Origin of the sequence: Desulfosporosinus sp. (assembly GCF_014237355.1) — a bacterium.
Classification (GTDB): domain Bacteria; phylum Bacillota; class Desulfitobacteriia; order Desulfitobacteriales; family Desulfitobacteriaceae; genus Desulfosporosinus.
On sequence record NZ_JABZFS010000038.1, the window covers coordinates 1 to 21,694 of the forward strand.

The window sequence follows — 21,694 nt, forward strand, 5'->3', positions numbered from 1 at the left end:
CAAACAGACAAAGGCATTGTGCTGGCCAGCACCCTTGTTCTTCTTCCTCTACGATACCTGTCACTAACAATTCTCCAGTGCCCGGTGTCACAGGAAGAGCAGTCACTTCCAACTCTAGCAGTCTCCCCATATTTGGTCCGTAAACCGCGAGACCATTGACAACACCAATACAGGGTTCTGCCGGAACTTTTTTATCGGGACGAGGCGCATACTGTCCAGTTGACACAACCCATTCTACGATCTCCACGTCGATTTGTGACAATTGATCGGTCAGTGCTACTCCTGCAGCAAGTTGAACCATATTGACGGCTTCACGACCGTTGCTGGCAAACTGTTTGACGACATCAACTGCAGCGGGGGTTATAGGCATTTCCATTTTTGCTGCAGCTACACGGGCAATTTCTGCGATTTCATCTGGAAGTAAGCTTCGGAAATATACCTCCATACAGCGTGAGCGGATGGCGGGTGGAATTTGTTCCGGACTTCGTGTCGTGGCCCCCACAAGGCGAAAATCTGCTGGAAGGCCATTTTGAAAGATATCATGGATATGCTGCGGAATATTTAAATCCTCCGAGCTATAATAAGCGCTTTCCAGAGTAACTTTGCGATCCTCTAAGACTTTGAGAAGCTTGTTGATCTGGATGGGATGAAGTTCTCCTATTTCATCAATAAACAAAATTCCACCGTGTGCTTTTGTAACTGCTCCTTGCTTGGGCTGAGGTATTCCCGCCAATCCCATAGCTCCTGCCCCTTGGTAAATTGGATCATGCACTGAGCCTATTAAGGGATCTGCGATTCCCCGCTCATCAAAACGTGCTGTAGCACCGTCGATTTCTGTAAAATGAGCCTTTGTTTTAAAGGGTGAGAGAGGATTTTTCTTAGCCTCTTCTAAGATTAACCTTGCTGCGGCGGTTTTTCCCACACCGGGAGCTCCATAAATTAACACATGCTGAGGATTCGGACCGCATAAAGCAGCTCGCAAGGCTTTTATCCCCTCTTTTTGACCGATAATCTCCTCGAAATGTATGGGACGTGTCTTTTCTGATAAAGGGGTAGTTAAAGCGATCTTTCGCATGGTTTGCAACTTTTCCAGTTCCTTGCGGGATTCTCGCTCAACTGAGATTTTGTTTCCCTGTTGGGATTTAAGCATTCCCCAAAAGTAAAGCCCTATTACAACAGCGAAGACTAACTGAACCATCATAACTATTCCACTGAGTCCATTCATGCACTGATTTCCCTCCTAGCAATCTCTACTTTTTAGTATTGCCACAAAGTGGGAAAAAAACTCTTGGATAAAGAAAACTTAGCTACTCTAATAATAAGTTTAGGTTAATGTTCCTGAGCGATAGCGAAGGATCTAGGGCTTAAGTTTCTTCACTTGGTTCAGAATTCCCATGCGTACCCGCGTCACGATAAACGAAAGATTACTTATACCATCCTGAGCTCACGGATCTAGATCCTTCGCTGCGCTCAGGATGACATGAGTGAAAGAGGATAAGGTTAATACAGGAATGCTTTCTGAAACGTTAAAAAAACACCGGGAAGCTCTTTTGAACTGCCCGGTGTTTTTATTAGCTTATTGTATTTAAACTTGCTTCATATTTAGCGCTTCGTATAAAGCATAGTCAAATCAGCAAACTACGCGGTATGTGATCCTGCCTCGAACCTCGCTTAAGCGGATTCTTCCTTCTTACCTTTTTTGACTTTTTCGGTCATAACAAGAAGGGGCTCTTCTTTTTTCAAGACGACTTCAGGTGTAACAACGCATTTTGATACATCATTACGTGAAGGTAAATCATACATGACATTCATCATGAGATCCTCAAGAATTGACCTGAGTCCTCGTGCCCCGGTATTCCTTCGAATCGCTTCCGCAGCAATGGAGGTGAGAGTTGCGTCTTTGAACTCTAAAGTGACACCGTCTAGCTCCATCAGCTTTTGGTACTGCTTAACTAAAGCGTTCTTAGGCTCGGTTAGAATACGGACTAGGGCCGCTTCATCCAGGGCCTCAAGAGTTACAATGACAGGTAAACGCCCTACAAATTCCGGTATCAAGCCAAATTTCTGAAGGTCAACGGGTAGTATACCCTTCAGGACTTCACCGACATTCAAATTGACCTTATTTGGGATGGTTGCACCAAAGCCCATGGTTTTTTCTCCTGCTCGGTTTTGAATGATTTTTTCAATCCCGTCAAAGGCTCCACCAACAATAAATAATATATTTGTTGTATCCAACTGAATGAATTCTTGGTGAGGATGTTTGCGGCCTCCTTGTGGGGGCACGCTAGCAACGGTTCCTTCAAGAATCTTCAGCAAGGCTTGCTGAACTCCTTCTCCTGAGACATCCCTTGTAATAGAGGGATTTTCTGACTTACGGGCAATTTTATCGATCTCATCGATATATACAATACCCTTTTCTGCTTTCTCAACATCGTAGTCCGCCGCTTGGATTAATTTCAAAAGAATATTTTCGACATCTTCACCCACATAGCCTGCCTCAGTTAGGGAGGTGGCATCTGCAATTGCAAAGGGAACATTAAGGACTTTAGCCAGCGTCGAGGCCAGCAAAGTCTTTCCTGAACCTGTGGGTCCCAACATAACGATGTTTGATTTTTGCAATTCAACATCGTCGATTTTCATGCCCAAATTTATCCTTTTGTAGTGGTTGTAAACCGCAACGGAAAGTGCCTTTTTCGCTTGCTCTTGGCCAATAACATACTGGTCAATAATTGCGCGGATTTCTTTAGGTTTCAGAATATCCCCAATTTCAACCCCTAAGTCATCTGTGAGCTCTTCCTCGATAATCTCATTACAAAGTTCAATGCATTCATCACAAATGTATACCCCCGGACCAGCAACTAATTTTTTTACTTGCTCCTGGGTCTTACCGCAAAATGAACACTTGAGTTGATTTTTGTCTTCGGTGTACTTTGCCATCCTCTCACCTCTATACCTCAGAATTCCCCCCAAGGCGTCGGGTTTAGGTGTTCTGTTCTACTAAAAAGTTGACCGTCTTTTGACTAATCATGCTTTGTTTATAGAACGGGAGCTCCCCACGCGCTATAAGGGTCTGTTTTAGTAATGCAGCGTCTTGACCATGACGCTCACTAACTTTCTTGATCTCTTCGTCTACTTCGTCTTCCGTGACGTCAATTCCTTCTATTTTGGAAATAGTTTCTAAAACTAAATCTGTTTTGACGCCTTCAGCAGCTTGAGGACGTACTTGCTCCTGCATAGCTTGCTCCGTGGAGTTGGTAAATTGGTAATACTGCTCAAGGGTTAAACCTTGTTGGGCAAGATTACGACTTAGATCCTCCATCATTGCTTTAATTCTTTCAGTAATCATAACTTCTGGAATCTCGACACTTGCGTTGTCAACCACTTTAGAGACAATCGCCTTAAGATGTTCGTCTTTGACTCTCATTTCCGTAGTCTTCATTAATTTATTCCGCAAATCATTTTTCAATTCATCCAGAGTATCAAATTCGCTAACATCTTTTGCAAATTCGTCATCTAAAGCGGAAAGTTCCTTGCGTTGGATTTTTTTAATGAGTGTTTTAAAGACGGCTTCTTTTCCAGCTAGCTCTGCACTATGATATTCAGCTGGGAAGGTAACGTTGACATCAACAGGTTGTCCGATTTCAGCGCCAATTAAACCCTCTTCAAAACCGGGAATAAATGTACCCGATCCGATAACAAGTTCATAGTTTTCAGCTTTACCGCCTACGAAAGGAACTCCGTCAGTAAACCCTTCAAAATCTAGGGTGACGGTATCATCGTTTTCGACTTTACCCTCTTCAAGGGTTACGAGGCGGGCGTGTTGCTGCTGTTTACTGGTAAGTGCTTCCATCACTTCTTCTTCTGTGATAACGGCTGCATTTTGTTCGATTTTAAGTCCTTTATACTCTCCAAGCTCAACTTCTGGCTTAACCATGACTTTCGCTTTGAAAATAAGGTCTTTTCCTTCTTCGATTTGTACCAAATCAACGTTGGGGCGATCGACTGGATCAATACCACTTTCTAAAACTGCTTCAGCATAGGCTGGTCCGATCAAATGATCCAAGGCCTCATCATAGAGGGCTTCTTTCCCAATATATTGTTCAACCATGCGACGAGGTGCTTTACCTTTACGGAATCCTGGAACATTTACTTTTTTCGCCATTGTTTTGGCAGCTTGATTCACCGCATTAACAAATTTTTCGGCTTCAACGGTAACTTCCAAAGCTACGACATTTTTTTCTACTTTTTCAACTGAGACTGACATTAGGTTCTCCCCCTTAAACACTATTTAGTCTATGTGCAAGGCAGCTGTGGATACTTCGATAGTCTTACCGTTTTTTAAAGACTACAAACCCCCGCTTAAGCCAAATACATCTAAAAAAACTACGGGCACCCCGGTACCTTAGAAAGTAATAACGCAAGTCTATACTTCTAAATTACTACAAAAAATTTACTAATCAATTATAACAGACTTACTTCTTGTAATCAAATTACTGACGCCCTAAGGAGTTTTCAACGGATAACTCTTTTTTTTCAGGGTAAAATAACCTTTACGAACGATTAAGAAAGGGGAACAAGTATGCTTATTGTTGTAGTTAGGACCCTTATTCTATACGTAGTGGTCATCATTGCCCTGCGCTTAATGGGGAAAAGGGAAATTGGGCAATTACAGCCTTTTGAGTTGGTCGTTATTCTTATGATTTCCGAACTCGCAGCTGTACCAAGTGAAAACGTAGGGGTTCCACTCCTCAGTGGCATTATACCAATTTTAGTTCTCCTATCAGCAAGTATGACCTTTGCTTACGTTTCCTTAAAAAGTGAAAGGGCTCGAGATATTATTTGCGGCAAACCGAGTATCCTCATAGACCGGGGGAAAATTTCTGAAAAGGAACTCAAACGAAATTGTTATAATATCAGCGACCTTCTAGAAGAACTTCGCCTTAATAACATTCCGAACATAGCCGATGTTGAATTCGCGATCTTGGAGAATAACGGGCAAATCAGTGTTTTTCCTAAAGCCCACAAAAGGCCAACCATTCCTGAGGATTTTCAAATAACACCCCCCTACGAAGGGCTGCCCTTAACGATTATTATGGATGGTAAACTTAAAAAGAACTACTTAGAGCAAAGCAAAAAAGATATCCACTGGTTAAACACTCAACTTAATACACAGGGAATACAAAGGATTGAAGACGTCCTTATAGCAAGCCTTGATTCCTCGGGAAATCTCTACGTACAAGCTAAGGAAAATAAAAAGCCGACCAAAGTAAAGAATAGTGTGAGGTGAAACTGGTTGCGCACCCTATTAACCATTATTACTATTGTTCTATTATTATTAGGAGGGTCTTTTACTTCCTATCGTTATATTCAAACCACGACTCATACTACGGGGATACGCCTTGAATCTGTAGAACAATTCGTCTCTCTTCAGAATTGGGAGGGAGCTAAGAAGGAATTGTCCGCTGTCCGGGAAAGCTGGGATAATAATAACACTTGGTGGAGTATTCTCCTCGATCATCAAGAAATTGACCGGATTAATCTCAGCATGAGTCGGTTAGAAAAACTCCTCAACCGTCAAGATGTGACACTTTCCCTCGGGGAAGTATCAACCCTGAAAGTTTTGTTTAAGAACATTTATGATAACGAAAAGTTCGTTCTGGAAAATATTCTTTGATGTAAAAACCTAACACTTGTCATATCTCCATTATTATGATACAATTCTCTCTGTTGCAAGAAATCTTTGCGAGAGTGGCGGAACTGGCAGACGCACTGGATTTAGGTTCCAGCGGGAAACCGTGGGGGTTCGAGTCCCTTCTCTCGCACCACATCAGACTTACAAGCGTTTTCGTGCGTTACACAAAAAATAGCAATACCGCACAAATACCGCACAAATAATAAAGGCTAAACAAACAAGATCCCTTCCTATATAAAGGACAGGGATCTTGTTTTATAGTTCTAGGTATTTGCAATAAGCGAATTAGGTGACACCTTATAGAGATCGGCCAGTAATATTATAAGGTAAAGCGGCAGCTTTGATGGATGTTTTTCGTAATTAGTAATCGTCTCTGGTGATACATCGCAAATCGTTGCGACCTCATCAACGGAGTATCCCTGGGATATTCTTGTAGCGCGTAATGTAAATTGCATATCTCTTCCCCTCAACCCCTTTGTTGCTACCTATATTAGGACGTTAGCCCTAAATTTCTCAATTGATTTAGACAATTATACATTGACCCATTGGTCGAAATCGTTAAAATCGTGTCGAACAAGTTGTTAAGATTTATTGGTAGTGACATATATTTTATGTAGTAATACCCTATATTCATCATAGCAGGAATTTTAAGGAAACATGTTGAAGGATTAAACTTGTGGTGATGACTTAGGATGAACCGAATAAAAGAGATCAGGAAGAAACAAAAGGTTACGCAAAAAGAATTATCCAAAATGACTGGGATATCTCAAAGCGAACTAAGCCTCATAGAAAACGGCAAAAAGACATGTATAGTTGAGACAGCTAAGAAAATTGCAAAGGCACTAGGGTTCTCGGTGGAGCACGTTTGGCCAGACTGATAAAAAAATTATTAGTTTGGCCAAAATTTTTTATCTATTTTTTTAAGCATAAATATTGGTGATCACTAATATTCTATACCATGAAGTAACCCACCAGCCCCCTACCGACACCCAGCCTATACATTATAATACGTCAGTCAGACAAAACTTTGTGGAGGTGGAAGTGTGAATATTCCTAAAGATGGGAAGGAAGTCCCAAAAAGGAAAGAAACCTTTCTGGAGAAAGAAACCTTTAGGCCAGATCCACAGCTTAAGGAAAAACTTAATACGATTCCTAAGGGTGAAAAGAGCTTTATTATCCGAATGGTGCTCAGGGATTATTTTGGTCTAACCGATTCAAAAAATGGGGTTGTTGGATACAAGGAAGGAGCGGGTAAGGAGTGGAAAAGGCATTAGCATTGCTCAAAAAGTACAATGTCACTGAATACGAGTTGGTCACGTGGTTAGCCAGCTCCCTGGAGAACAGAATGGGCAACGAGGATTGCACAGAAAGAATGGAAAATCTCATGGATGATCTCAATGACTTGTCGTGGCATTAAGGGTGAATCAATAAGAAGGAGGAATGATTCATGGATATCACCAAAATCCAAAAAATAATCCGTAAGGCCATTAAGGACTACAACATCAAGGCAGTTATCGACGAAGAGGCTCTTGTCGCGTTCTTGTGCGTGGATATTTATCGAGAGATCGTCGAAGTGAAGAAACCGTGAGCAACTCAGTTAAGCCCGACATAATCGGCGTGGCAGCATCCCTTATAACTTGGTTAATTCGTCAATTCAAGGGCAAAGGAGTTCAAGAAGTTATTATCGGAACGCATTTACAAAACAAAGAAGGAGTAAGGCCCAGACTCATGAAAGCGCATCCAACCGACTCGGGAAAAGATTACGTCTTTGCCCTCCCGGCTGGGGTCGATAAGTCAGATTTTGAAAAGAACCGGCACTACTTTGAAAGCTATACTAACTCAATCGTTGAGATCGAAGCCACTGGAAGAAAGCTGGTCCTTAAAACTTACAAAAGCGAATTCCCCACAGAGATCAAGTTTGAATTCGACCCATCGTTATATTAAAGGAGGTTGGCCCAAATGATTGCTCCTTTCCCTGTTGGTAAAACCCCGGACGGAAAACTAATCGTCGAAGATTTGTACCGATTACCTCACATGATGGTCGGAGGAATGACTGGCTACGGAAAAACGTCTTTTCTTCTCGGCCTGATGGTTGCGACACTACTCAAGGGGAATAAGGTATCTGTGATCGACAGAAAAGGCGTAGACTTCCCCCGGTTCTCTCCCTGGGTAAACTTAGCACTAACAGATGCAGAGACGGAGATACTACTCCAAAAACACATTCGAGAAATGCACCGCAGACAGAGAATCCTCCGAAAAGCCGGGTGCCAAAACTTCGAGGAATACTGCGAAGAACACGATGACTTAGATTATTTAGTTTTGATTCTCGATGAACTGACACAGATCAGAAATAAAAAGTGTTTCGAGTACATTGGGGATATGTCGGTTTTGTCCAGGGTATCCGGGATAAGTATGGTCCTCGCCACTCAAAAACCTAACGCTAAGATATGGGATGGATTCACGGATGTCAGATCCCAACTTGCTGGGGCAATGTGCTTTCACGTTAGAGATCAGATCGACAGTCAGATCGTGCTAGGGTCCGGCAATACAAGAGGGTCCGATCTGCCCAAAATTAAAGGCAGGGCGATTTGGAATAATGATAATGATGTGATGGTGCAAGCGATGTATCTCTCGGCTAGGGAGGCCTATGCTATTCTCAACGAGCGAGTACCAAAGGGGGCGTATAAATTTGCAGGCAATGACGAATGCGATGAAAGGATCGATACGTGATAGGTCTATCCTTGAGACAATTGAGTTATGCGGCGTAATGAGCACCGATCAACTTACAGAGTTATTTTTTAAATTCCCATCCGGTAAGCGCAAGTGTCAGGCCCGCATGAAATCTCTCTACGACAGGAAGCTAGTAAAGCGCACGCGCCTCTCTCTTGACGCTCCAACGGTTTACTATCAAGGCAAATATCCCGGGCAAATAGAGCACTCTCTGGCGTTGTCATGGGTTTATGTATGGTTCATGCGTAAGCAGGGCGAAACGGTCCTTACATGGGAAACTGAGGAGCTAAAGGAGTTTGGTTTACGAGTTGATGCTTTATGTTCAACAAAGATTCTCATGACCGGAGAAATACGCTGGTACTGCATCGAGATTGATCGCGGATCAGTTAGCCGGCACAAGTTTCGTAAGATCGATATCTACGATGACCTTTACCTTAAGGAAGGTGTCGCCGGTTCCAAGCTCATGAAAAAGTTGGGTAATCCGGCTCGATTCCCAAAGGTGATCATTGTCACCGATGATCCTAAGCATGGGCAGAAAATTCGGCGATTGGTTGCAGAGTCGAAGACTAAGGTCAGGTATGAAGTCCATTTATTAAGCGCAATAAAGGAGGGCTTAGCGTGAGAAAACCAAGTGCTAAAATACTATCCATCGTCCTCATTGGGAGCCTTTTGTTTATCCCTATTAACCCAAAAGAAGCACACGGCAACATGTTGGCAAGGATAGTATCAAAGGTGGCCTATGGAACAACAAAGGCTGCAATCAATGGCTTTAAGGCGAATAAAGCGAAGAATAAGCTACCGATCATAGCCGGCTATAAGAAAGGCCGTGATCCGCTTCCCAAGGGAACCACCCCCGCAATGGTTCGGGGCAAAATATGGGAATCTATCAAGAGAGATTTGGGCCTCAAGTGAAAAAATTCGCGCTCGGCGCGGCAGGGCGGGACCGCTTCACTCACTCATTTTCATTCGTTTCGCTCTGCTCTTTTCTAGATAGTCTTATCTTGTCCTCCCTTCTCTCATGTCGATTACAGGTGTTTTTATTGTACGTTAGAACGAACGACCCAACGATTGTCCAACGAACAGACCAGCGAATGAGCGTTGCATTGAACGTTAAGATGTTCGTTTGCGATTGAACGCTAAGTAGTTCGTCAGCAATAAGTCGCAAAACCATTAATTCTGTCGGAAAGCAGGAAAAACGCATTAACCCAGTGAAAGATACAAAAACAAAAGAAAGAGAAGTGAACGAGTTGAAAAAGATTATTTATCTATTATTATGTATCGGCCTCATGGTTTCTATGCTTGGATGCGGATCACCTACCGCTACGCCACCAGCCAAGGAAAATACATCGAATACCTCGACACCTGATCCTACGCCACCGACTACGCCGGCTCCAGAGCCAAAAAATAAGAACTATGCAATTGGTGACACCTTTAAGCTCGGTGATCTCCAGTATAAAGTAAATGGCATCAGAACCACGAATGGGAATCAGGTCATGAAGCCCAAAGACGGGAATACATTCCTTTTGATTGATTTAACTATCGAGAATCAAGGGAATGTAGAGTCCCAAGTCAGCAGTATGATGTCTTTTAAGTTGGTTGACAAAGATGGTCGAGGTCAAGAATATAGCATAGGGGCAATGACTGACGGTAAGGGCCAGCTAGACGGATCTATTGCATCAGGAAGAAAGTTGTCTGGCGAATTGGGATACGAGGTATCGAAAGGATCTCAGACGTATGAATTAGAGGTTATATCTAGTCCAATCAATGGCGAGACGGGATTTGTTGAAATACCAATGAAATAACTAATAAAACGCCAAAAAAGCCCTCGACCAATTAAGGCCGAGGGCTTTCGCTATGTCAATTATTAATCTTGTACTGTCTGTGGTACCGGATCACCTTCGGTCGATTTCTTAGGCTGTGGCGTAATAATCGGCGGGCTCACATCGGCCACCTGGGGCTTATAAATAATAGGCTCAAATGTATTTAGTGTTGTAGTAAGTTGTTGTGTGCTGGGTTGACTAATATTATGCGTTCCGGCCGCCGTGATCGCTACCAGAAACGAGTTAAGCACGGCCAGACCGATGGCCTCAACCGTAAAATTACCCGTCACAAACAGTGTGAAAAGTTGGATCGTCAGCGCAAATCCCACGGCCAAGATCCGAATCCACCAGTCGTTTAGTCGTTGTCTGATCGGCTCCTTGAAAAACTGGACCAGGAGATACGTCACGGCCACTAGTCCTGCATAGGACCCAAGGTATGATGTTGTAAATAAATCTGACGGCATTGGTTATCCCTCCATTAAAAATTGATTTTGGCAAGCGCTTGCGAATTTACATATCTACCTCTGGCAGATCTACCGTTTGACCTGAAAGCGCATGGGTTGAATCCGTAAGAAATTGTATCTTCCCGTCTGTGACGAAGCTGTGGCAGACTGTAGGAACTGGTTCAATGTGTTCCCCGCCCAGGATTCGTTCGGCCTCTTCGTCGCTAATCGGCTTTGTGCCCCTTACTAATATTGAAGGTGTGATAGTTGGCGCTTCCTGACTTCCATTCCATCCCCAACCACTAGGAGTGTTTACTTTGACAGCATGATACTCATCACATCCAGGGCACCAAAGCCAAAGCATATCGTATTCTTTGTCAACATCTTTGCAGGGCCTTAATTTTGATTTAGCCATTGACGTTCTCCTTTAACCTAAATGCTTTTTAACTTCAGCAGCAGTTCCGTATTTATCATGGCCCGACAGCAAGACTTCGCTTGGGTGCCCTGTCGTAGGCCCACCGACTAAAATCAGCCGCTTGGCGCTCATGGCGTCCTTTGGTACCGACCGATCAGCCGGCCGAATAAATATCCCGCAATTCCCATGCCTTGCCGCTACATCAGCCCCGGCCCAAAAATCGTCCTTAGTGTTTAATAACACAGCTACATCTAACACGTCTTCCCCTCCCTCCAGATCCCTAAACAGTCGTTCCCATGGGAACCCACTCCCCGGGCAATTGGCCTTATTAACGCTATCGATCCGGTAATGACCTATGATCGTATCTCGAGTCACAGGTATCCCGAGCAGCTCGATCAACCACCGATGCAAGGCAAGTGTTGCCTGGTACTGAGCCTCTGGCATAACGTCCCCGGTATAGCCCTCGTGCTCGATGCTGACTGTGTAATAGTTTGGGTTCACCCCGGTATATAACGGCCAATCTGGCTTATTTACGGCCCCGTTAGCCCATGCTGGGTAGTCAAGGCCAACATATTGATGTATATCACCATTCTTGCCTACGCCAAAGTGTGAGCTGGCCTTGCTGGCTGGGTTTTTAAACCATGAATCCGTGCCAGCTAATGACCCCTGCATGATGTGGTCGACGATGGCGATAGTTTTTAGCTTTTTAGACGCTGCGCTATGGTTAGGGGATCCGATCCACTTGATGCTTGGTTTGGTCATATGTATCACCTCACTTTCCAAATATACTAGCCAGAAACTCTGGATTGACGTTCTGCCCGATTGCGGCAAGCGTGAGGACAACAGCAATAGTTACTGATCCCTTAATGATCCATTGACCACCGGGAGAACTCCAGAAACCGTTAGAATCTTCATGGGCAGTTTCAAGAGTAGAAACTCGCTTTTCCATCGTTTCCAGAGCTTTTGTAGTAGTCTCTAATAATTGAGTTAACTGACCTACAATGATCTTTAAGTCAGTTATATCTGCGGAGTGTGAGTTTAATCGCTTATCCTGGACTTCTGCACGCCTATTTAATTCCCCGTGCTTTACTGAGCACACCTCTTTATCTACTGCCTCAGCCATTAGACACCTACTTTCCGGCTTTCGCCCCTTTCGTTGCTACCCGTGTGAGCCCCAGCGCCCTACTTCGCCGCCACCTCCTGCGACTTTTCAGGCTTAGATTTGGGGCATAAAAAAGACCGTCGATAGACGGTTGAGAAAAAGCATTAGGACTAATGGGAAGGTAAAAACAGGACATACTTCCCATTGTAGCTATTGCGTTACAGCGTTATTATCTAACACAAGGAGGTGTAAATATTGGCAAAGAAATCTACTTCCTATCGATTCAGTCCAGAGATCATGAACAGTCTCTCCGCTTGGTCTTTATTACTCAAAAAAGATAAGACTGAAATTATCGAGGACTCAATTAGATTTTGGGAAGCGAATCGTCCAATAGACGAAATAATCAGCGTCGAGAAGATCATTGAAGAACTTAAAAAACACCAATAGTAAAGCACCCGTCTCCGCCGGCCAGCATCGAACGAGTGCTTATCACGACACCGAAGTGTCTTGGTTATTATACCACGACGCTCCGGTCCAAGAAAGAGGAGCGAAAAATATGAGATATGTTCAAGAATTCCTAACAGCCCGTAAACTCGACGGCCTTGCACCTGGTACCTTAGAACAATACGAAATGGAGCTCCGGTACCTCCCGCCTTTCCTGGGTAAACCCACCATCGAAGCAACCAAAACCGATCTCAGAGCATACCTAGCTCAGTATAAAGATATGGCCGAACGTACCTACATGCGCAAAGTATCAATCCTTAAGGCCTTTTACACCTGGACGACATACGAGGCCAACATCCCCAACCCCATGCAAAATATTAAGGTCCCCAAAGAACCGACTAGCATGATCAAGTACCTGGAAGATAAGGAGTTTGAAAAGTTTCGATACGTCAAACGTTCTTTGCGCAATCGAGCGATCATCGAGCTGCTTGTTTCGAGCGGGATGCGGGTTAGTGAGTTAGTCTCTGTAAACATCGACGATCTAGACATGGAGAACAATGAAATCAAGATCACAGGCAAAGGCAATAAACAGAGGATCGTACATTTTAACACCATTGCCAAAGACAAGCTGCTGGAGTACTTAGACACTCGTAAAGATAAAAATCCAGCACTGTTTATCAACAAGTACGGCAACAGGATTTCAATTCGAGCTATCGAGCAACAGATTAAGCGTGAGGCGAAGTTGGCTGGGCTCCGGATCGAGGCAACACCGCATACCCTCCGACATACCTTCGCAACCCACTTGATCCAGCGTGGAGCTGACATCATTTTCATTGCCGAGGAAATGGGGCACGAAAGCGTTAGCACAACCCAAAAATATGCTAAGCTGAATCTCAAGGCAAGGCGCGAGATGTACAAAAAATTCATGGCAATTTAAAGACTGAGGACCGGGATTACCCGGTCCTTTTTAGTGCCATTTTACAAAACCTTCGCTTTTGCCATCTTTAGCGAAGGTTATTTAACTATTTGCGTCTGTAGGGAATTAAAAAAGGATTTTAGAATTTCATATAGAAAAATTAATAAACTGAAAGGACGTGATTTAATTGAAGTATTTCTTTACAAAAGAAGATACTGTGGCAACAAAAGGATTTGCTATTTTTCTACTTCTGTTCCATCATTTGTTTTATGAAAATCCCGAATTCTCAGTAAACGTCATGGGCGTTAATATTTTTAACAAATTAGCATTGGCATCAAAAGTTACCGTGGCAATTTTTATCATTCTTAGCGGCTATGGACTGGCTGAATCTGTAAAAAACAAAAAGCTAGAAATTTTAAACTTTTATATCAAGAGATTTTCTAAACTCTTTGTTACTTACTGGGTTATCTTTTTAATATTTGTGCCAATTGGAGTATTTATATTTGGAAGATCAATTCAATCAGTGTATGGAAACCATGCAATAGTAAAGTTGATAATAGAATTTTTCGGATTACAGGAATATGTTTTTGGTCACGGATACAATCCTACTTGGTGGTTCATGTCAGCAATTATTGCACTATATGCGGTATTTCCGTTCCTGTATTATTTAATTAAACGCTTTCCTGTCATTATATTTATTGCACTTACATTGTTGCTCTTTACTAGTTTCCCTGAACATGAATGGTACTTGCCCTTTGGTGTAGGTATTTTACTTTCCGTACATCTTACATCAGAATTGAAAACAAAGATAACTCAGTTTCTTTTTAATAAAACACTAATAGCAATACCTGTGATAATTGGTCTAATAGTTACAATTGTTTTCTTGAGATTCTATCACCAACCTTTCTCGGGTGTTCGCATTGACTCACTCTTTGGGTTGCTTCTTATTAGTTTAAATTGGATATTCGTAAAGAAATGGAACTTCTTAAACAAGGTTTTGGTTTCATTCGGCAAGGTATCTATGGAAATATTCCTCTTTCACACATTTATTTTCTACTATTTCTTTAAGGATTTCATTTACTCGCTAAAAAATCCAATCCTCATGTTTATTGTTTTGGCTTCGGTTTGCTGGGTTATTGGAATTGTCTTAAATAAATTGTGTTCGAGAATATACTCATTTCTATCCACATATGCTATTCGAAAATCCACCGTAAATAATGCGAATTATTAACACCAACCCAAAATAATGGACATTGTTAATATTAACAATGTCCATTATTTTATCTCCTTACGCTTGGTGAAAATAACTGTGATCTTAGACTATACAGATGGTCTTATTCCAATTAAAACCGTGAAATTAGGTTCCAATATTACGCTTCCGCCACTGACCCATAATCTTATAATAAATTCTGTTGGATTTCCGCTTTTCAGGTAACTTTTTGTAATAGGAACTGCGCTTAATGGTTTCCATCCTGTATCAATTAATTTACGCGAACCCGCACCAACTACCGCACTATCTACACTTGTTAACCAATTATCTGATAAGTCTTTAAAGGATAAACGTATGTTTAACGTGTTCGTAGTTGAGAATGTGCCGTACCCTATAACTCTAACAAACATCGTTGAATCCGGAACATCAGAATGAATTGGTGGCAAAAAACAATGGCAAATGTCGTCCCTTGTCGTTGCAACTGTATCTGTAATAGTTAAATTTATAGGGCTTTTATTTGGCAATGGTATCATTGACGAAAAAGCTATTGCTTCTAATTTGTCCATTTCTATACCCCCTGTTCCGCAATGGCAAGACCTATTTGTCTGTCACCATTGGCGTTATGTCCTGTATAATATAGGTGAAGTTTATTCCCTATTAATATCATTTCAGGATCAATTGTCCATGTCTCATCAAAATTACCAACGCCACCAAGACTAATAATAGGCATTGTTGAATATCTGTTAAAGTTTATTCCATCAACCGAAGATGCCACGCCAATTTGCTCAGCTAGAGGATTGACTGTGCCTCCTGTGTACCCCATGTATATTACGTTACCAATTGCAAAAGCGTGAGGGTCAAATACATGACCAGATTCCCACGGATTGGTTAATCTAGGTTCCATTACTGGGTTCAGTGGTGATTTTTTAAATGTAATGCCATCCTCAGAAATTGCAACTCCAATCCTCCAAGATGTGTCACTCGTTCCCAATCCCATATAATACAATAAATATTGAGTACCACGTTTAATCACCGATGGATACTGTATACGAACATCATCCCACGTTCCCGTTGCTCCTACAGAGAGTACGTCCGTAACTGCACCAAATTCCGTGCCATCATCATTAGAGGCTTCTCTACGACTTATTGTTGTTAAATTCTTTGAAAAATAAGCCACCAACTTATGGTCAACTTTTTCATCACGCATTACAAAGAAATCCACACCACCATTTACACTTGCCAATGGAGCACCTGCGTATTTTTCCCAATTAACGCCATCATCACTTACTGACAACCCGATACTTCCAACCCCGGGAGTATTGTTTTGAGATGTATTGCCTAGATAATAAAGATGGTACTTACCAAGCGTACTATCCGCTTTTACTATATGAGGTCTTGTTGCATACGCAGAATCGAATTTACCAGAGTCGTTCGGCACAACAATTCCTTGTTTAATAAAATTAAAGTTTAACTCACTGATTGCAAATCTGTTATCATAAAATGTACCTGAGTTTAATTTTAATTCAGTTAGTTGCGTCCCAACATCTGCCTGTAGGGAATTGAGTTCTTGAGGGGTAACTACCCCTTGTAATGGTGATGTCATATTAAATCACCTGCCATTTAACTTGCATTGTTGCACCTACAGATAATTTAAGATTATAGGTGGAGCTAGAAAGTAAAGATATTTCAAACTCGTACCATGCGTTAGCGACTAAAGGTTCTCCGCTGTTAAGAGTACCAGATACACCATCAACAACTAAAGATAAAACTCCTGCTGTATTTGTTGCTACTTGCAAAACTGATTTTGAATATTTTGACGGTGTATAATTTGATGCCAAAATATTTGCATTTGCAGTAACAACTTTATTAGTTTGGTTGTTCGCTAAACTCCCATTTATATACGCATTGACGTTTAATGCGCCGTTTTTACCCTTAAGTGCTTCAAAATCTGAGCCGTCCTCTTTGAGATATTGAGGAACTACAATTCCCTTAAGGTCTCTGATAAGATCCTTTAAGATTGCCATCCATTACACCTCTTTCTCATAAAAATAACGCCCTGTTAGGCGCTTGCGTTTAGTAATCCAACGAGTTCGTTGTATTGATCTTGAGTGATTCGGTTGTTGAGCAAAAACACATCCAACTTAATCATCATGTCTTCTTCGGTCCCGTAGGTCCCGTTTTGGATTACCTTTTTGCAGTAGATGTAAGTCATGGTTATTCTCCTTTCTATAATCCTAATTCGATCATGCAGATCCTGAAGTCTAAATCAAGCAAGTAATCATCTTGGTTAGGTTCTGGCGGAGGCGGACCTGGTTGCTCTGCTAATCTTTGCAAGTACGCCTCACTTGGCTCAATTAGCGTTTCCATTTTGATACCGTTATCCAGCTCTTCGACTTCCACCAGTCCATCTTCGGTGTTTATTCGGTATATCTCATGCAAGTTATTACCCTCCTTTGCTTAAAGCTTGCTACCAAAAAGCTGTATTTTTGATCCAGTTTGAAATGCACCCTCTAGTAGAATTGACGATATAAGAGCGTTGTCATATGGGTAAGTGCCCCCGCCTACGCAATTATAAAGCCCTCCACCCACAATCCAGTTTGCAACTCGCTTTTCAGTCAACCCATTGTTGATAAAAATTTGGGCGTTGGCTTGGTTCCCAAGAGATAGAGCGCCACCAACTTGTAGCCTGTTTGTCTCGGCAACACTACTCATGCTGCCATTAATGAGTTGGCTATACTTGTAATAATAACTATTTATGCCATTAAACGATATGTCGATTGAGTTTGAGTTACTATCGTAACGAATCGCATTTGAAACAATTTTAAGTTTTTTGTAATCAGATGATATTCCCGAAAACGTGTGATAAGTGCCGTTTGATGTAAATTCCTTAGTCGCTAATAGCTCCCACGCCTCGCCAAGTATTGACATTGCGGCCATAACATTGCCAAGGTTTGCGGTTGGTATCACTGGCAATTGAGCTGTGATGAGTTTGGCGCTGGAATCTAATGTAGCTACACCATTGGTAGCGGCCTTCTGATCCTTTGGAATAGCGTCAAATATCCCTTGCTCCATTTTATTTAGGTTCGTTGGGCCTAATGGCGTAACCTTGCCAATCCACTCTGTTTTTACATAATCAGGCATTAAACCACCACCCTAACAGTCCAGTAAATCAGTAGGCTTTGAGTATTGGTCTTAGTAATTGTTACGGTCTGAGTAGCTAATTCATTTCCATCTCCGAGCGTAATCGTGGCCCCATTACCGTAAAGAGACATACCAACCAGATCCCCATTACCCTCGTTTTCGGTCAAGTAAAACTCGTATTTTCGTTCAGTCGTGCTGATCGTCACGACATTCTGGGGAGTGATCCTTACTAACTCGCCTGCAATCGTCTTAACACTCAACGCATCTACATTGTCGATGCTTGTTGCTATTGTAGAGGCTAATATCAGCGCTCTAGCTGCGTCAGTTACGCTCATAATATCCTCTCCTCACTGCATGTAATCTCTGACGGCGGCTGCCAAGGTAACATGAACTCATTTTCCAATTGACCACAAATCCAGTATTGGTGGAGATAGTAAGTCATTTCGTCTTCCATGGCTAGGTTCACAAACTCATCACTAAAGGTAATAAGCTTAACTACAACCTCATTTTCACGGATAACCAGCTTTTTATTTCCTTGAAGCAGCGTCTTAAATAACTGCTCCCATCCACCAATACTAGCACCGTCTAGGCATCTAACCGAGTAGAGTGTTAGAACTCCGTCATTCCTTGCCGACACTGAGTCGATCAAAAACTTTCCGCTCAGATTGTGCTTGGTATTTGTAATCTGCAGGAGTTGCCCAGCCTTGAGGCCCTTCTCATACGTGTTAAACGTCACGATTTTAGGTATGATACCGTACTTCTCAAGCTTACCCTGAGCGAATTCTAGCGCTGCCTGGCGAGTATCAATGTTTTGCTCTTGGATAATGTTCTCGTGGACCCCCGAGCCTCCTTCTATTGCCTTCCGGGAGTTTATTTGCCCAGGTGAATCAGCGACAACCAGCAAGGGATAAAGACCTTTGTACGTCACCTCTAAGACCTGATTTGTCAGCGTCGCAACACTGTTATCTTGAGTTATAGCGTTAGATCCGTAGGTGAAATAGTATTTCTTCCCGGTATCAAGCCCATTAACTCCGATATCAGAGGCAATTACTTCTACCGAGTTAATAAATATCCTGGGCTTTTGAGCTATCGGCAACCTAACAACAAACGTTTTTGACACTCCGTCAGGCGCGGGAGTTGGTTTTTCGAGGGGTATTTCTCCCGTTGTATCTGTGCCAGCACGGATATACTGCCTATTTCGGTAGTCTGATCTTGATTTCTTGACGGTTAACCCCTGGTAATTGTGACTCGTGTTTGTTAACTCAAACGGCGCTGTGAATGTTGCCCTATCAAAGAAGTTCAATCGCTTAAGATTGTCAATCTCCCAGTTAAAACCGGTTGTGTCGGCCAGATAATTCATGCCGATGTTACCGCTGTCATAATTAAATACGGCTTTCGAGATTACAGGGCCATCCTGAACATTTCCGGCAGTGATTCCCTCTTCGGCAAATACTGTTGTTATGAAATCCCTGACAATATCACCGGCGAGTTCATTCTCGTAAGAGTTCGCAATGATCCGCTTATCGATGAGCTGAGAGAAGTCCACACAAGCCAAAGAAACATAGTTAGTTTTGTCTCCGCTTTCCAATGCGCTGTCTATAGTCCCTGCGAAGATGATATCTGCATCTTCCTGGACTATAACCTCCATGCCGATATCGACCTCAAACGCTGGATCAATGACAACAAATGAGCATGTCGTCCTGTCGTTTAGGGTGTCGTTGTAGCTTAGTGAGTTTTTCTGGATTGTCACTGTGTTGCCGGCTATGGTATATGTTCGCATCACTTCACCCCTTTGAGTGCCAGGCGATCCATAACCCGATCCATGAGGCGATCCACGCTGTAGTCATCCATAATCATAGCCCCCTCAAAGGCACCACGCTCAAAAACGATTGCTGAAGATAATCTCCCTGAGTTTCTTGCCATCTCCATTGATACGTCATGGGGGATTATTTGCGTGCCCCGAGGGAGGTTCATGATCTCCCCGCCTTCTTCGTTAACCCTGGTCCATCCTCCACGCCAGAAGTCGGTGCCTTTAGCGTTATTACCTAACCTTTCACCGACTGATTTGGCACTAGACGTTTCTTTGTAATTAACTCTTACAGTCTTCTCTTTTGCTGGGGTGCCATTCCAATCAAGGAGCCATCCAAGGGCTTTTTCGATTGCGCTTGATACCTTGTTAAATATACCTATTACTAAGTCCAAAGGTGGCTTGATAAAATCGTACATACCCTTTACGACCCCGAGGAAGATCGCTATAACATCCATAGCGATCTTCAGAGCTGTACCAACAGCTAACATAGCTACTTCAAAGATCACTCGTATTGTCGGCATTGCACTTTGAACAAGATCCCAAAAACCTTGAATCATAGGCAGAATATTAGTCTTTATTGATTCCGCCAATCTATCAAAGCTTGGTTTAACATAATCGTACATGGCCTTAATTGCCTCTTGAATTTGTGGCATGTTTTCAGTAATCATACTCCTAAAAGCATTAAACTGAGGCATAATAACGGTCGAAACAACTGCGCCTATAGCATCAAATACAGAACCAACAATGCTCATGGCATAGCTGATTTCGTTCTGAATAGCTGGCATATTATCTGAAATCCAACTAGCAAAATTATTTAATGCCGGTAAGATTTTCTCGCCAAGAGGAAGAAGTATTCCAGTTTGTAGATTGCGCCCGATACCTCGCATTGCCTCGGCGAAAGTGTTGTACTTTACTTCATTGATCTTGCCGAGAGCATCGACAGTTTTACTTATTTCACCTTGAGTATTAACTAAGGCCTCAATACCCTTAGCTCCTACGTCTTCCCACTGGGTACCAAAAAGAGCGACCCCTGCAGCTTCTCTCGCTACCAAGTCATCCATTTCAAAAAGAGCCCTAGTGGTCTTGTCAAAAGCTTCTTTGGATGCATCTCCACCTTTTGCAAAAGCAGCTGTCATTTCCGCTGCATTTAGTCCTAGCGCAGCGAATCCTTCGGCTGAAGTTTTACTTCCATCTTTAGACCGGATACCAAACTCCTTCATTGCATCTCCAAGTTTGTCAATGTCAAAAACTCCAGACTTTGCTCCATTTGCCATCATGTTGAACATTTCTTCAGAGTCGAATCCGAGTTGCTCGAAGTGAATGCTGTACTCATTGATAGAGTCCAAGAGGTTTCCGTTTTTATCTAGCCCAGCCTGAGCACCCTGGGCAATTAGATTGAACGCTTCGTCGCTAGATATGCCAAATTGTTTCATCATCATATCGACGGTTCTAACGGACTCTGTTACTTCAAATTCAAATGTATCGCGTAACATTAAGGCATCTTTGGTCATGTCTTCAAGTTCGTCACCGGTTGCCCCGGTTTGCTTTCCAACTTCAGATATAGCCCTCGCTATGTCGTCGAAGTTTTCCCCGAGATTAGCGTTGTAAATCGCAAGCATGGTGTCTTTCATTTCCACCATTGATTCGTCAGTAGCACCAGTTTGAGACTGGATATTGTTAAGGGCTCCTTGTAAGTCATCGGTTAGGCTAACCGCCAGGCCTCCGACTGCTACGATAGCCGCACCCATCGCCATAGCAATTCCAGCTCCAACTCTGGCGGCTGATCCGAGCATTTCGCCGAATGTCATGGATGTTTTCTGCGCTTTTCCGTCTGTTTCGTCAATAGCTTGGTTGGCTGCGTCGTTGTTAACCATGATGGACCCGAACAGTTTGAATATCTCGATAGCCTTCACCCCCTCAATGGCATATAAAAAACGCCCCTTAAGCAAAGAGCGTTTGTTCTGTGTCATT

Annotated in this window: 30 protein-coding genes and 1 tRNA gene; 14 read left to right on the forward strand and 17 right to left on the reverse strand. The window is 42.7% G+C overall.

Annotated features, from left to right (window positions below):
• The 3 genes from HGJ98_RS07045 to tig form a co-directional block, all read right to left on the reverse strand.
• A partial coding sequence (locus tag HGJ98_RS07045; protein WP_291350351.1) for an AAA family ATPase occupies window positions 1–1,225 on the reverse strand: 1,225 nt, incomplete at its 3' end.
• A gap of 446 nt (window positions 1,226–1,671) precedes the next feature.
• Window positions 1,672–2,937, reverse strand: a complete 1,266-nt coding sequence (gene clpX, locus HGJ98_RS07050; RefSeq protein WP_291350352.1) for an ATP-dependent Clp protease ATP-binding subunit ClpX — start codon at window positions 2,935–2,937, stop codon at window positions 1,672–1,674.
• 43 nt (window positions 2,938–2,980) lie between these two features.
• Entirely contained in the window at window positions 2,981–4,264 is a 1,284-nt protein-coding gene (gene tig, locus HGJ98_RS07055; RefSeq protein ID WP_291350353.1) for a trigger factor, read from the reverse strand.
• Between the two features lie 315 nt (window positions 4,265–4,579).
• Here tig and HGJ98_RS07060 point away from each other — a divergent pair, with 315 nt between their 5' ends.
• From HGJ98_RS07060 to HGJ98_RS07070, 3 genes are all read left to right on the forward strand, one after another.
• Window positions 4,580–5,287, forward strand: coding sequence for a DUF421 domain-containing protein (locus HGJ98_RS07060; protein WP_291350354.1), 708 nt, complete (start codon window positions 4,580–4,582; stop codon window positions 5,285–5,287).
• Between the two features lie 6 nt (window positions 5,288–5,293).
• Window positions 5,294–5,674, forward strand: a complete 381-nt coding sequence (locus tag HGJ98_RS07065) for a DUF4363 family protein (protein WP_291350355.1) — start codon at window positions 5,294–5,296, stop codon at window positions 5,672–5,674.
• A gap of 68 nt (window positions 5,675–5,742) precedes the next feature.
• Window positions 5,743–5,825, forward strand: a tRNA-Leu gene (locus HGJ98_RS07070).
• A gap of 130 nt (window positions 5,826–5,955) precedes the next feature.
• Here the strand turns inward: HGJ98_RS07070 and HGJ98_RS22380 are convergent.
• Entirely contained in the window at window positions 5,956–6,147 is a 192-nt protein-coding gene (locus HGJ98_RS22380; protein ID WP_367142691.1) for a helix-turn-helix domain-containing protein, read from the reverse strand.
• Window positions 6,148–6,384: 237 nt separating this feature from the next.
• Here HGJ98_RS22380 and HGJ98_RS07075 point away from each other — a divergent pair, with 237 nt between their 5' ends.
• The 8 genes from HGJ98_RS07075 (at window position 6,385) to HGJ98_RS07110 (ending at window position 10,224) form a co-directional block, all read left to right on the forward strand.
• Window positions 6,385–6,570 carry a helix-turn-helix transcriptional regulator gene (locus tag HGJ98_RS07075; protein ID WP_291350356.1) on the forward strand — a complete coding sequence of 62 codons (186 nt, stop codon included), beginning with the start codon at window positions 6,385–6,387 and terminating at the stop codon, window positions 6,568–6,570.
• 165 nt (window positions 6,571–6,735) lie between these two features.
• Window positions 6,736–6,966: a hypothetical protein gene (locus HGJ98_RS07080; RefSeq protein ID WP_291350357.1), complete on the forward strand. Its 231-nt coding sequence runs from the start codon at window positions 6,736–6,738 to the stop codon at window positions 6,964–6,966.
• Window positions 6,967–7,139: 173 nt separating this feature from the next.
• Entirely contained in the window at window positions 7,140–7,280 is a 141-nt protein-coding gene (locus HGJ98_RS07085; protein WP_291350358.1) for a hypothetical protein, read from the forward strand.
• Window positions 7,277–7,636 (forward strand): hypothetical protein, encoded by a 360-nt coding sequence (locus HGJ98_RS07090; protein ID WP_291350359.1) that lies wholly within the window; start codon window positions 7,277–7,279, stop codon window positions 7,634–7,636. Before HGJ98_RS07085 ends, HGJ98_RS07090 begins: the two co-directional genes overlap by 4 nt.
• Before the next feature lie 15 nt (window positions 7,637–7,651).
• Window positions 7,652–8,422, forward strand: a complete 771-nt coding sequence (locus HGJ98_RS07095) for an FtsK/SpoIIIE domain-containing protein (RefSeq protein ID WP_291350586.1) — start codon at window positions 7,652–7,654, stop codon at window positions 8,420–8,422.
• A 217-nt stretch (window positions 8,423–8,639) separates the two neighbouring features.
• Window positions 8,640–9,044: a hypothetical protein gene (locus tag HGJ98_RS07100; protein WP_291350360.1), complete on the forward strand. Its 405-nt coding sequence runs from the start codon at window positions 8,640–8,642 to the stop codon at window positions 9,042–9,044.
• Window positions 9,041–9,334 carry a hypothetical protein gene (locus HGJ98_RS07105; protein ID WP_291350361.1) on the forward strand — a complete coding sequence of 98 codons (294 nt, stop codon included), beginning with the start codon at window positions 9,041–9,043 and terminating at the stop codon, window positions 9,332–9,334. The genes HGJ98_RS07100 and HGJ98_RS07105 overlap by 4 nt, the downstream gene beginning before the upstream one ends.
• Before the next feature lie 335 nt (window positions 9,335–9,669).
• Complete coding sequence (locus HGJ98_RS07110; protein WP_291350362.1) at window positions 9,670–10,224, forward strand: DUF4352 domain-containing protein; 555 nt, start codon at window positions 9,670–9,672, stop codon at window positions 10,222–10,224.
• Window positions 10,225–10,286: 62 nt separating this feature from the next.
• On the opposite strand, the gene HGJ98_RS07115 is transcribed toward HGJ98_RS07110, so the two are convergent.
• From HGJ98_RS07115 to HGJ98_RS07130, 4 genes are read right to left on the reverse strand one after another with little or no spacing between them, the layout of a single operon-like run.
• Complete coding sequence (locus HGJ98_RS07115) at window positions 10,287–10,706, reverse strand: hypothetical protein (protein WP_291350363.1); 420 nt, start codon at window positions 10,704–10,706, stop codon at window positions 10,287–10,289.
• Window positions 10,707–10,752: 46 nt separating this feature from the next.
• Complete coding sequence (locus HGJ98_RS07120; protein ID WP_291350364.1) at window positions 10,753–11,100, reverse strand: DUF6527 family protein; 348 nt, start codon at window positions 11,098–11,100, stop codon at window positions 10,753–10,755.
• Window positions 11,101–11,112: 12 nt separating this feature from the next.
• Entirely contained in the window at window positions 11,113–11,862 is a 750-nt protein-coding gene (locus tag HGJ98_RS07125; protein ID WP_291350365.1) for an N-acetylmuramoyl-L-alanine amidase, read from the reverse strand.
• A 10-nt stretch (window positions 11,863–11,872) separates the two neighbouring features.
• A complete protein-coding gene (locus tag HGJ98_RS07130; protein WP_291350366.1) occupies window positions 11,873–12,223 on the reverse strand; it encodes a hypothetical protein in 351 nt (116 codons plus the stop codon).
• Window positions 12,224–12,457: 234 nt separating this feature from the next.
• Here HGJ98_RS07130 and HGJ98_RS07135 point away from each other — a divergent pair, with 234 nt between their 5' ends.
• The 3 genes from HGJ98_RS07135 to HGJ98_RS07145 all read left to right on the forward strand — a co-directional run bounded on the left by HGJ98_RS07135 (window position 12,458) and on the right by HGJ98_RS07145 (window position 14,793).
• Window positions 12,458–12,649: a hypothetical protein gene (locus HGJ98_RS07135; RefSeq protein WP_291350367.1), complete on the forward strand. Its 192-nt coding sequence runs from the start codon at window positions 12,458–12,460 to the stop codon at window positions 12,647–12,649.
• A 109-nt stretch (window positions 12,650–12,758) separates the two neighbouring features.
• A complete protein-coding gene (xerA, locus tag HGJ98_RS07140) occupies window positions 12,759–13,583 on the forward strand; it encodes a site-specific tyrosine recombinase/integron integrase (RefSeq protein ID WP_291350368.1) in 825 nt (274 codons plus the stop codon).
• A gap of 166 nt (window positions 13,584–13,749) precedes the next feature.
• Window positions 13,750–14,793, forward strand: coding sequence for an acyltransferase (locus tag HGJ98_RS07145; RefSeq protein WP_291350369.1), 1,044 nt, complete (start codon window positions 13,750–13,752; stop codon window positions 14,791–14,793).
• A gap of 89 nt (window positions 14,794–14,882) precedes the next feature.
• Here the strand turns inward: HGJ98_RS07145 and HGJ98_RS07150 are convergent, their stop codons facing one another.
• The 9 genes from HGJ98_RS07150 to HGJ98_RS07190 are packed head-to-tail and all read right to left on the reverse strand — an operon-like array spanning window position 14,883 to window position 21,693.
• Window positions 14,883–15,338, reverse strand: coding sequence for a hypothetical protein (locus HGJ98_RS07150; RefSeq protein WP_291350370.1), 456 nt, complete (start codon window positions 15,336–15,338; stop codon window positions 14,883–14,885).
• A 2-nt stretch (window positions 15,339–15,340) separates the two neighbouring features.
• Window positions 15,341–16,375, reverse strand: a complete 1,035-nt coding sequence (locus tag HGJ98_RS07155; protein WP_291350371.1) for a hypothetical protein — start codon at window positions 16,373–16,375, stop codon at window positions 15,341–15,343.
• Between the two features lies 1 nt (window position 16,376).
• Entirely contained in the window at window positions 16,377–16,796 is a 420-nt protein-coding gene (locus tag HGJ98_RS07160) for a hypothetical protein (RefSeq protein ID WP_291350372.1), read from the reverse strand.
• 35 nt (window positions 16,797–16,831) lie between these two features.
• Complete coding sequence (locus HGJ98_RS07165) at window positions 16,832–16,984, reverse strand: hypothetical protein (RefSeq protein ID WP_291350373.1); 153 nt, start codon at window positions 16,982–16,984, stop codon at window positions 16,832–16,834.
• Between the two features lie 14 nt (window positions 16,985–16,998).
• Window positions 16,999–17,211, reverse strand: coding sequence for a hypothetical protein (locus HGJ98_RS07170; RefSeq protein WP_291350374.1), 213 nt, complete (start codon window positions 17,209–17,211; stop codon window positions 16,999–17,001).
• 18 nt (window positions 17,212–17,229) lie between these two features.
• The gene (locus HGJ98_RS07175) at window positions 17,230–17,913 is read right to left on the reverse strand and encodes a hypothetical protein (RefSeq protein WP_291350375.1); all 684 of its coding nucleotides are present in this window, start codon (window positions 17,911–17,913) and stop codon (window positions 17,230–17,232) included.
• Entirely contained in the window at window positions 17,913–18,248 is a 336-nt protein-coding gene (locus HGJ98_RS07180; protein WP_291350376.1) for a hypothetical protein, read from the reverse strand. The genes HGJ98_RS07175 and HGJ98_RS07180 overlap by 1 nt, the downstream gene beginning before the upstream one ends.
• The gene (locus HGJ98_RS07185; protein WP_291350377.1) at window positions 18,245–19,693 is read right to left on the reverse strand and encodes a hypothetical protein; all 1,449 of its coding nucleotides are present in this window, start codon (window positions 19,691–19,693) and stop codon (window positions 18,245–18,247) included. The genes HGJ98_RS07180 and HGJ98_RS07185 overlap by 4 nt, the downstream gene beginning before the upstream one ends.
• On the reverse strand, window positions 19,693–21,693 hold the full coding sequence (locus tag HGJ98_RS07190; RefSeq protein WP_291350378.1) for a phage tail tape measure protein: 2,001 nt from the start codon (window positions 21,691–21,693) through the stop codon (window positions 19,693–19,695). Before HGJ98_RS07190 ends, HGJ98_RS07185 begins: the two co-directional genes overlap by 1 nt.
• Window position 21,694 lies beyond the last annotated feature (1 nt).

What these genes read in the sequence shown, in the direction of transcription:
- HGJ98_RS07185 (WP_291350377.1), bottom strand. Translation starts at nt 19,693, where the DNA reads ATGCGAACATATACCATAGCCGGCAACACAGTGACAATCCAGAAAAAC.
- HGJ98_RS07120 (WP_291350364.1), bottom strand. Translation starts at nt 11,100, where the DNA reads ATGGCTAAATCAAAATTAAGGCCCTGCAAAGATGTTGACAAAGAATAC.
- HGJ98_RS07155 (WP_291350371.1), bottom strand. Translation starts at nt 16,375, where the DNA reads ATGACATCACCATTACAAGGGGTAGTTACCCCTCAAGAACTCAATTCC.
- HGJ98_RS07095 (WP_291350586.1), top strand. Translation starts at nt 7,652, where the DNA reads ATGATTGCTCCTTTCCCTGTTGGTAAAACCCCGGACGGAAAACTAATC.
- xerA (WP_291350368.1), top strand. Translation starts at nt 12,759, where the DNA reads ATGAGATATGTTCAAGAATTCCTAACAGCCCGTAAACTCGACGGCCTT.
- HGJ98_RS07175 (WP_291350375.1), bottom strand. Translation starts at nt 17,913, where the DNA reads ATGCCTGATTATGTAAAAACAGAGTGGATTGGCAAGGTTACGCCATTA.
- HGJ98_RS07085 (WP_291350358.1), top strand. Translation starts at nt 7,140, where the DNA reads ATGGATATCACCAAAATCCAAAAAATAATCCGTAAGGCCATTAAGGAC.
- HGJ98_RS07190 (WP_291350378.1), bottom strand. Translation starts at nt 21,693, where the DNA reads ATGACACAGAACAAACGCTCTTTGCTTAAGGGGCGTTTTTTATATGCC.
- HGJ98_RS07165 (WP_291350373.1), bottom strand. Translation starts at nt 16,984, where the DNA reads ATGACTTACATCTACTGCAAAAAGGTAATCCAAAACGGGACCTACGGG.
- HGJ98_RS07060 (WP_291350354.1), top strand. Translation starts at nt 4,580, where the DNA reads ATGCTTATTGTTGTAGTTAGGACCCTTATTCTATACGTAGTGGTCATC.
- HGJ98_RS07075 (WP_291350356.1), top strand. Translation starts at nt 6,385, where the DNA reads ATGAACCGAATAAAAGAGATCAGGAAGAAACAAAAGGTTACGCAAAAA.
- clpX (WP_291350352.1), bottom strand. Translation starts at nt 2,937, where the DNA reads ATGGCAAAGTACACCGAAGACAAAAATCAACTCAAGTGTTCATTTTGC.
- HGJ98_RS07180 (WP_291350376.1), bottom strand. Translation starts at nt 18,248, where the DNA reads ATGAGCGTAACTGACGCAGCTAGAGCGCTGATATTAGCCTCTACAATA.
- tig (WP_291350353.1), bottom strand. Translation starts at nt 4,264, where the DNA reads ATGTCAGTCTCAGTTGAAAAAGTAGAAAAAAATGTCGTAGCTTTGGAA.
- HGJ98_RS07125 (WP_291350365.1), bottom strand. Translation starts at nt 11,862, where the DNA reads ATGACCAAACCAAGCATCAAGTGGATCGGATCCCCTAACCATAGCGCA.
- HGJ98_RS07160 (WP_291350372.1), bottom strand. Translation starts at nt 16,796, where the DNA reads ATGGCAATCTTAAAGGATCTTATCAGAGACCTTAAGGGAATTGTAGTT.
- HGJ98_RS07150 (WP_291350370.1), bottom strand. Translation starts at nt 15,338, where the DNA reads ATGGACAAATTAGAAGCAATAGCTTTTTCGTCAATGATACCATTGCCA.
- HGJ98_RS22380 (WP_367142691.1), bottom strand. Translation starts at nt 6,147, where the DNA reads ATGCAATTTACATTACGCGCTACAAGAATATCCCAGGGATACTCCGTT.
- HGJ98_RS07130 (WP_291350366.1), bottom strand. Translation starts at nt 12,223, where the DNA reads ATGGCTGAGGCAGTAGATAAAGAGGTGTGCTCAGTAAAGCACGGGGAA.
- HGJ98_RS07115 (WP_291350363.1), bottom strand. Translation starts at nt 10,706, where the DNA reads ATGCCGTCAGATTTATTTACAACATCATACCTTGGGTCCTATGCAGGA.